Source organism: Allgaiera indica (assembly GCF_900106675.1).
Taxonomy (GTDB): Bacteria; Pseudomonadota; Alphaproteobacteria; order Rhodobacterales; family Rhodobacteraceae; genus Acidimangrovimonas; species Acidimangrovimonas indica.
The window spans coordinates 1-8,293 of sequence record NZ_FNOB01000049.1 but is presented as its reverse complement, the minus strand read 5'-3'; the positions used below and the strand labels follow the sequence as shown (position 1 = coordinate 8,293).

Sequence of the window (8,293 nt, the reverse complement as noted above, 5' to 3'; positions counted from 1 at the left end):
GTGTCGCAACACGATACGATAGATGTCCGAAGGTCTTCCTCTCAGCCATCGCCCTTGCCGCAACTGTCATCTATTGGCTATGAGTCCTCACCCTAGTGCCGTCCGCCCCGTGGAGATGCTCCTCAATTGCGACGTCTACCGGTCCGATCGTCCCGTGCCCCTCACCCCGCACCAGACCTACCTGCACTGCACCATGTTCAGCCATCTCGGCGTCAAAGCCCCGATCAGCGACTGACGCCCACAAAGACCATCCAACGAGGAACAGATGAAGTTGAAGATTTCCCTTTTTTTCCTGGGCGTTGCCTGCGCCGCGGCGCCCGTCATGGCCGCGCCGGTGAACATGACACTGACGAGCGGCGTCTATATCTGCTCTCAGTATGACAATCCCAATCCCGCCGGGCGCAAGCTGATGCTCGACTTCTGGCAGGTGACCGGCCCGTCGCCCAGCCAGGTTTCGGTGACGATCTTCCGGCGCACGATGGGCGACGACCGCTGGAGCGAATTCAAGAACGCGCCGGTCGACGCAAGTGGCGCATCGGTGATTATCCCCAATCCGAACGGCGTCAGGGGGATCCGGGTCAACGGTCTTCTCGACGGCAATGCCACCGGCCTCCAACTCAGCGGCCAGGAGCAGAACCCCAAGGTCTCCAAGTATTGCAGCCAGATGTCGATGCACAAGACCGCTGACGCGACGACGCTCTACGACGGGGTTCTGAAGAAACTCGCGAACAAGACTCCGACGGCTCAGGACCTCGCCAGCGCCGAGAACGCCGTCTCGCTCCTGCCGCCGGTCGACATGCTCTCCCCGCTCGACCAGCAGGACTACGCGTCGAAGCTGAAGACCGCCAACAAGGACTTCATCACGCGCTATTACGAGATCGCCAAGAAGAAGGCCGCCGACCCGAAGGACACCACCCTGCTGCCCTCCGTCGCGAAGCTGGTGACCAGCCGGGTCGAGGACACGAACCATTACCATCCGCTCGCGATCCTGCGTGACATCGTCAAGATCCACGCCAAGGCGATGATGGATGCCGGGATGGATCCGATAACCCAGGCCGTGACCGGCACGCAGGATCTCTGCGCCCGCATCGACGGCTTCACCTTCTCCTACAACACCCAGGCCGACGACTATTTCGCCGAACTGACCGACGTGCCGGTGGACTTCTGGACCAAGGACCAGGCCAACAAGTGGCTCTCGGAAAGCGCAAGCTGCAATAACGGCGCGAAGTTCAAGCAGAACCTGATGCAGAACTGGAAGTTCATCCAGACCCGCATGGCCGGCATGGCCTTCGTCAAGACGCAGGTCGCCCAGCTCAAGACGGCCAAGGTCAAGAACCTCGACGATTTCATCGCCAGCGACTGGCTGATGCCGACGAACAACGTCCTCAACGCCAACCACGTCCAGCAATCTCAGATGGACGATTACCTGATGCCGGCGATCCGGGCCGCTCAGCAGGCCGCAGTCGACAAGATCTCTGCCCAGATCAAGGCGCACCTCGAGGATCCGGCGCTCTCGCTTTCCGATACCGACCAATTTTGCAGCGCGACACTCGGACGCTTCGGCAACTATTTCAACAACCAGTCGCCCGGAGGCGCGCTCTACAATATGTGCAACAAGGATGTCGCGCCGGCGCTCAAGACCAAGCTGCTCGCGATCGTCTCGCAGGAGGCGAGCCGGCTCCAGGGGCTCGATGCCAACGCCGAGACTTTCTTCTCGACAAACGGGTTCACCGTGACCAACCCGCTCTCGACCACCCATCTCGGCTATACCAATGCCGACGTCCAGGCCGCGGTCCAGTCCGCCGTCGACAAGGCCAATGCCACCCTTGCCGACAACCGCTCCAAGGCGCTCGCGGCGGCGCGGGCGACGATCGACAGCCAGATGGATCCGGCGATCTCCTCGGGATCGGACATTCCGCCGGCAACGGCTGCGCTCTGCAAGAAGGCCGAGGACGCGAGTTACCAGGTCAACATGAGCAAGGATGTGAACAGCCTTGCCCAACATTGCAGCGACAAGATGGCCGCCTGGCGCGCCGCGAAGAAAAAGGTCGCCTGCACCAAGGCCATGGTCGCCGCCAAGGTGCCTGATGCGCTGAAGGATGGCTATATCGAGGCCCAGGTCCCGCTGCTGGGGATGAAAAAGGTCACCGTGCGTGAACTCGTCTGTCAGCCGCACGCCGGCGACGAGATCGACTTCTCGCAGAGCAACGGCTGGTTCTCCTCGAGCTACAAGATGACACACAAGCTCCAGATCGGCGGCCATGCAATGGCGGTCACCGCGACGGTCACGCCCACCAAGGACGACACGTCCAACCTGGTTCTCAGCGACCTCAAGGCGCCCGGTGGCACGTTCAATACGCAGATCTTCGATCTCAAGAACCCCAAACAGGTCGCGGGCTGCTTCTTCGACGCCGAGGATTGTGTCCAGCCGAACTGATCCACCCGTCGGATCCGGCATCGCGCGGGGCGGGCGAAAGCTTCGCCCCGCTGTTTTTTCACCTCCTTTGCTTAGGAAAGCGCCGGGGCCCGCCAGACGCGGACCCGGCGCCCCTCTTCTCAGATCTCCACGCCCTCGGTTCAGGGATCGCACCCCCGTGGCAAAGACCACCGGAACGGAGAGCACAAACTGGTACTTGAATTGGTGCACGAAGTACGGCACGACTCCAGGCACGCAGTGGAGTCCGGGCGTTGTCGCACCGGAAGCGCCCTTGAAAACCTGAGATTTTCGGGAATTGCTCACGCCCCTACCGCCGGAGCCAATTCTAAAAAAAGCAAGCAAAATCAACGGTCCTGACCGAAAACTTCGGTCATGAGTCGTTGTGCGACACATCCTGCGACACAAGAGTCGCGAGAGGGTCGCACACATGACCGCACACCCGAGCTACATCATTCGCCGAGGCACGACTCTCGTCTTCCGCCGCCGGGTGCCAGCCGTCGCGAAAAATTTCTACTCGAAATCGTTTTTTTCTTTTTCGCTTCGAACGCACTTCATCTCCGAGGCGCGGCGACGGGCTGCGGTCGCAGCCCGCTTCACCGACGATCTCATCGGACTGATAGAGATGTGCGGAGCGGACATGCTCGACGAAAGACAGCTGGATTGCATGGTCGACGACCTGATGCGCTTCGAGGTGGCAGCCACCGAGGCGCTCCGGGAGACCTGCGGCCCGCGTGGCCCGGAGGCCGTCACCGCCGCCGTCCGACTGCATGAAGCCACCCGCGAAACCATGCGGGCTGCCCTCGTCTACAATGACTACGAAGCCGTGTCGGCGCCCCTGGGGCGAACGATCAACCGCCTCGGGCTGCCCGTCGAGCCCGGAAGCGCCGACTGGTTGCGTGCGGCGCGCCGCGCGGCCCGCGCCCTGATCGAGGTCGCCGATGAGAACATCAACCGCGAGCAGGGAATCTACCGCGCGGACTCCCGCCTCGCCTCCACCATCGGCTGCGCGCCTAGGCAAGCCGGGTACGTCCTGCCACCGATCGTGCAGCATGGTTTGCCGCCTGCCCCACCCGCTTCGTCCTTCGCCGCGCAGGCGTCCCGATCGCCGGGCGAGGCAACTGCCCAGCCGGACCGCGGACTGTCCCCGAACGAACCATTCCACGAGGATCTGGCTGCACCGACGGAACAGGAAGCGGCGGCGAAGGTGCAAGCTGCCCTCGCGCCGGAGAGACCTCCGACCAGACGCCATGCTCCGGACCGAGCACCGGTTCCGTCACATGCCGCGCCGGGGGCGCAGGCGGAGCCATCCGCGGCATCCGATACGCCGCTGTCCGCTCAGAAAAGGTTCAGCGATTGGTTCAACGACGCCATCGACCTGAAGCGCGAGGAAAAACCCGGCTGGGACACGAACAACCTCGCCAATTGGAACTCGACGAAGAAGCTCTTCCTCGAAGCCCATGGCGACCGCCCGATGTCCTACTACACCAAGGGCCGCTTGCTCGAATTCCGCGCCTTCCTCCGCGCCCTTCCGAAAAACCACCACAAGAGCAGTGACTCGCGCGGCCTTCACACGATCATTGAGGAAGCCGAGGCCGAAGAAGCGCGCAACATGATCATCGCCGAGAACGAGATCGCCGAACATGGTCTCAATCGCGGCGATGCCGAGCAACGACGGTCCAGGGCACGGGTCCAGCGGGTGCGCGTCTCGACCGTGTACCGCCACATGCAGGCGCTCCAGTTCATCTTCCGCCTCGCAGCCGATCACGGAGCAGCACCGGCGAACGCGATGAAGGGCGTTATCTGGAATACCACACAGGTGGAAAAGCTGCAGTCGGAAGAAAAAGACATGAAGCGGCTGCCCTGGGGAGACAAGCTGGCCGATCTTCTGAGCACCTCGGCCTTCACCGCGCCGGTCCCGCCGGGAGCGCAGCTGCATGACGTGTTCTGGCCGACACTGATCGCCGTGCATTCCGGTATGCGCGAAGAGGAAGCCCTCCAGCTGAAGACGGACGATTTCGACACTATGAAAGGAATTCCGATCTTTCGCGTCCAGTGCGGTGAAGGTCAGCATATCAAGAGCGGCACGCGGCACCGCATCGTGCCGATCCACAAGAACCTGATCGAGCTCGGTCTTCTCAAGCATGTCGAAAATTGCCGTCGCAAGGGACAGGAGTGGTTGTTCCCCGACATTGAAAGGTGTGCCGCCAAGGGGCGCCTGTCGGGCACCTTCACGAAGACCTTCGGTCACTATCGCATCAAGGAAGGCGTCTATGATCCGCGCCGGGATTTCCATTCGCTTCGCACGCATTTCAACGTCGAGCTGAAGCGGGCGAAATGCCCTCTTGAGATCCGCAAGCGGCTTCTCGGGCACAAGCTGCGCGATATCACGGAAGAGCACTACGATCCCGAAGGGTCGCCGATCGAAGAGTTCAGGGAATGGGCCGACGGGATCGAGATCGACATCTCGCGGGTACGCAGCCCTCATCGCGATCTCGCTGATCTGCATCCGGATGGGACGGTTGTCGCCTTTGCAGCGCGCGGCTGAGCTGGCTGGATCGGTTTCAGAGCGCATCTGCGCCGAAGGTCGCCTCTCATGCCCCACCCCCAGGCCGCGAGCCGCGTCGAAAAACCTTCACCATACCGGTCATCTTGACGACTTGCGTCGAAGGTCACCTGCATCGGCGTTTACACCTCGATGATCGTCAGCCCGTTTGCCGATGGCCGGCCCCCGCTGTCCGAACGCGCCGAGGAACTCGGCCTGCGGGTGGTCTGACGAGCCTGGCGCCGCCGAGCGTGGGGAACGCTCGGCGCTGTTGCTTTTCCGGGCCTTCGATAGGAGGTATCGGTTTACGAATAGGAGATGGAAGACATGGCTGACCCTGCGCATGAAAACGGAACGCAGGCGATCCTGGACCGGGTCGCTCGTCGGTTCGGCAGCCTCGACGAGGCCCCGGCCTGGTACAATTCCATGCCGCTGCCCGGCCATTCCGGCAGAACCGCCGCGGAATTGACGGCGCAGGGCCGCGCCGCGGAGGTGGTGGCCTACATCGACGCGGTGGATGCCGGTCTGCATGCCTGACGAGGGGCAGATACCACTGGACGGCGACACAGAAGACGATCTCTTCGCTTTCCTCACCTGCGCTCCCAATGACGAGGTCAGGCAATTCATCCAAAGGCGATGCCGGTCATCCTGACCGGTTCGCGGAACTGGGGCATCTGGCTCAACGCGTCAATGGAAACCGCGCGTGACCTCCAGCGTCCGCTCCCCGACGGCGCTTCGGCGCTGATCGAGCCTCTTGGCCCGGGGCATTGGCAGACAAGAGCCTGGAGATCCGAAGCGATTGCCCGCGGCTATTGCTGCCCGACCGGCAGATCGCTCCACCGAACTCGGAGATATCGGCCTGGCCGCTTCGGCAGCTGCCTTCGGTCGATCATCCGACCGGAAACCTGGAATTCATCGTTGATCTTCACGACGAGCAACTTGGGTCTGTGGACAATCAGGATTCCCACCCGGAGTGATTTCTGATTCAAGCTTCCAAAATGGAGGTTTGAATGAACGAGCAGCGGTTTGTGGTGACGGATCGGGTGTGGCAACGGCTTGAACCGCACTTGCCGGGGAAAGCCAGCGATGCTGGAGCAACTGCTAAGGACAACCGTCTGTTTCTGGAAGCGGTATTCTGGCGGGTGCGGACGGGATCGCCCTGGCGCGACCTGCCGCCCGAGTTCGGCAACTGGAACAGCCAATTCCGGCGGTTTCGGCGGTGGGCCGAGGCGGGCGTTTTCGAGAGTCTTTTCAACGCCATGAGCGATGACCCCGACCTCGAATACGCACTCATCGACGGCACCATCGTTTCGGTTCACCAGAAGGCAACGGGCGCAAAAGGGGGACTCAGGCTCAGGCCATCGGGCGCTCGCGCGGGGGCGCGCGCTCAGTTCGAGGACAGTGGCGTCCTCATGCCAAACACCAATACGAACAGTGATCATCGCACGCAGCCGATTGTTCTTTTGTTAATCAATGACTTGCGAGCTGTTCACCGAAAGTGCAGCGGTTAACAGGTCTGGAGAATATCGGCCCGGAGAGACCGCTTGCGCGCAGTTCATCGCTCGGGCCGGTTAACAGCCCCTCCCGCACAACCCTCGAAAACAACGGAAAAATCCGGCCGCAGCCGGATGGGTAGAATCGTTTCTCAAGGGCAAGTGGCGGAGGGGACGGGACTGGGATCGAACCTTCTCCACCTCCTCGACGACCATTGCCGGGCAGTAAATCTATTTCCAGTCAACAGCTTAGGATGTTCTGCTGATTTTGATCGCCGCCGCGACTGCCTCCCCTAGTTCAGTATCTGAAACGAACTCGGGCAACCGAACCGGCTCATGTCCCCGGATCCCTTCCCACGCGCCGCGGCCAAGATGACGCAATGGTCGCAGTTCTATTGCACCATCCCGCAGCGTGACGGAAACCAGTCCTGCACCGTTGTAGAGTGCCTTGCGGGTCTTGATGCCTGCACGACGTTTCAGGTCGTCTTCCTGCGCCCTGATCTCGTCTTCGGTCGGCATCCGCATGATTGCGTCCCACTCGGGGTGATCGGGGGTGATGAAGCGGCTCGCGGCAAGCGCTTCGTGCACCGCCCGACCGAGGTCCCCGCGCGCAGGTTCGGCCTCTAGAAACGCCGCATAGCCCTTGGGGTCGCCAACCGCCGCACCGTAAACAGCCTGCGAGAACACATGCATGAACTGTCGATAGGCCTCGACGGTCGCCTCTCTGCTTTCAGCAGGCTGCGGCGGGGGGGGCGGCTTCGGCTTCCGCGCATTCTGGGCCTTCATCTGCGCCAGTGCTTTCTCGAAACTCATTGCACGAACCTCACGTTCACCTCGATCCCGCGATCGGCAGCATAGTCGATGGCACGTTGAATTTGTATGACCTGTTCCGGGGTCGTGTCGAACGGCACCGCCAGTTCCAGCCGGCGCCGTTCGATCTGGCCCGGCCGTATCCGGAAGCCGCCTCTACTGCCTTGCTCGAACCGCTCGATCCGGTCGATGTAGTCCCGCAGCCTGCCAAAGATGCGGCTCGGGCGATCTGCATAGGTAAGCGCTCGGGTGTCGAGGGTCTTGGCGCTCGTTGCGAGACGGCTACCAAAATCAAAAAAATCGAAGGTCGGGAACGTCGGCGGCGAACGCAGGCCAGAGTCGCCTCCGGCCTCCAAAAGGTCCTCCCAAGGCTCACCCTGAGACCGGATTGGGCCTGACCACGCGATGCCGGGATTGTCGATCACGTCCCAGTCCACATCCGCCGGGTGGCGTCGGGCGCGCGTTGCTTCGGCCCGCAACGCATCGGCGAGATCATCCGGCCGGTCGCCCTCGCGTCGGCGCCCGCCTCGCCGCAGCAGGCGCGTGGCCATGAGCCCGGGCGCGACGTTCAGGAGGATCACGGTCTCGAGATACGCGCGTTCGCGATGCGCCGCCTCGACCTGTGCGCGCGTCGCGAGCCCGGCGCGATAGGCCTCATCAGCCAGTTCGGGGCGTGTCCTTACGGCGTCGACATACTCCAGAAACGCCGCGGCAATCTCTGGGCTGTCGCGCCAGAACTCGACGATCTCCTCGACGCGATCATCGAGCGACCGTCGCAGTTCGGCCAGTTCGGCGCGCTGCTCATCAGAGAGGTTGCCCGCCGCCTCGCGTGCCACGAGCCATGCAAAGCGCGCTGCTGTCCGGACCCGAGGGACATGCGCGAATCGCTGCGTAATTATTGCAGACATCAAGTCCTTAGGGTGAGGACTCATAGCCAATAGATGACAGTTGCGGCAAGGGCGATGGCTGAGAGGAAGACCTTCGGACATCTATCGTATCGTGTTGCGACAC

At 62.3% G+C, this 8,293-nt stretch carries 5 protein-coding genes and 3 pseudogenes; 5 read left to right on the top strand and 3 right to left on the bottom strand.

From position 1 onward, the window contains the following. The 5 genes and pseudogenes from BLV97_RS21000 to BLV97_RS20195 form a co-directional block, all read left to right on the top strand. Window positions 1-83, top strand: a pseudogene (locus BLV97_RS21000) (IS5/IS1182 family transposase); the annotation flags it as partial. Between the two features lie 182 nt (window positions 84-265). Continuing rightward, the gene (locus tag BLV97_RS20210; RefSeq protein WP_092164228.1) at window positions 266-2,437 is read left to right on the top strand and encodes a hypothetical protein; all 2,172 of its coding nucleotides are present in this window, start codon (window positions 266-268) and stop codon (window positions 2,435-2,437) included. A 427-nt stretch (window positions 2,438-2,864) separates the two neighbouring features. Continuing rightward, window positions 2,865-4,982: a tyrosine-type recombinase/integrase gene (locus tag BLV97_RS20205; RefSeq protein WP_092164227.1), complete on the top strand. Its 2,118-nt coding sequence runs from the start codon at window positions 2,865-2,867 to the stop codon at window positions 4,980-4,982. 324 nt (window positions 4,983-5,306) lie between these two features. Next, window positions 5,307-5,516, top strand: coding sequence for a hypothetical protein (locus BLV97_RS20200; RefSeq protein ID WP_143037598.1), 210 nt, complete (start codon window positions 5,307-5,309; stop codon window positions 5,514-5,516). Between the two features lie 473 nt (window positions 5,517-5,989). After that, a pseudogene (locus BLV97_RS20195) lies at window positions 5,990-6,360 on the top strand (IS5 family transposase); the annotation flags it as partial. 361 nt (window positions 6,361-6,721) lie between these two features. Here BLV97_RS20195 and BLV97_RS20190 read toward each other — a convergent pair. From BLV97_RS20190 to BLV97_RS20990, 3 genes and pseudogenes are all read right to left on the bottom strand, one after another. After that, window positions 6,722-7,285 carry a contact-dependent growth inhibition system immunity protein gene (locus tag BLV97_RS20190; protein ID WP_035841246.1) on the bottom strand — a complete coding sequence of 188 codons (564 nt, stop codon included), beginning with the start codon at window positions 7,283-7,285 and terminating at the stop codon, window positions 6,722-6,724. Then, the gene (locus BLV97_RS21360; RefSeq protein ID WP_160169172.1) at window positions 7,282-8,118 is read right to left on the bottom strand and encodes an endonuclease toxin domain-containing protein; all 837 of its coding nucleotides are present in this window, start codon (window positions 8,116-8,118) and stop codon (window positions 7,282-7,284) included. Before BLV97_RS21360 ends, BLV97_RS20190 begins: the two co-directional genes overlap by 4 nt. Before the next feature lie 92 nt (window positions 8,119-8,210). After that, window positions 8,211-8,293 (bottom strand): annotated as a pseudogene (locus BLV97_RS20990) (IS5/IS1182 family transposase); the annotation flags it as partial.

Excerpts from the sequence above, each read along its gene's own strand:
- BLV97_RS20200 (WP_143037598.1), top strand. The coding sequence starts at position 5,307 with ATGGCTGACCCTGCGCATGAAAACGGAACGCAGGCGATCCTGGACCGG.
- BLV97_RS20210 (WP_092164228.1), top strand. The coding sequence starts at position 266 with ATGAAGTTGAAGATTTCCCTTTTTTTCCTGGGCGTTGCCTGCGCCGCG.
- BLV97_RS20205 (WP_092164227.1), top strand. The coding sequence starts at position 2,865 with ATGACCGCACACCCGAGCTACATCATTCGCCGAGGCACGACTCTCGTC.
- BLV97_RS20190 (WP_035841246.1), bottom strand. The coding sequence starts at position 7,285 with ATGAGTTTCGAGAAAGCACTGGCGCAGATGAAGGCCCAGAATGCGCGG.